We start from the raw sequence: 214 nt of genomic DNA, 5'->3' as shown, positions 1-214 counted from the left end.
TAAAAAACGCCAAACCAAATGTTTTATTTAATCGTTCCATTAAACGTCTCCGCTCCACCATAATCATTAATTGCTTTCCACATTACTTTCCCTGTGATTGCTGTTGTTGGGTAAGTCATTTTGCTAAATGGGGCTAACATCTGGTTAGGTAATGTCTTTATCGAAATGGCTTTTCCATTTATGGATAATGATTTTAACGTCACGAAATAAGGGC

At 36.0% G+C, this 214-nt stretch carries 1 protein-coding gene; it reads right to left on the bottom strand.

Features of this window, described 5'->3' with window-relative positions:
• Positions 1-23 precede the first annotated feature (23 nt).
• On the bottom strand, positions 24-214 hold a 191-nt coding region (locus M983_RS16860), incomplete at its 5' end, for a fimbrial biogenesis chaperone (RefSeq protein WP_483826424.1).

The organism is Proteus myxofaciens ATCC 19692 (genome assembly GCF_001654855.1).
In the GTDB taxonomy this organism is placed as follows: Bacteria; Pseudomonadota; Gammaproteobacteria; order Enterobacterales; family Enterobacteriaceae; genus Proteus; species Proteus myxofaciens.
The sequence above is the reverse complement of the archived record's forward strand: the minus strand, read 5'-3'. Positions and strand labels throughout refer to the sequence as shown.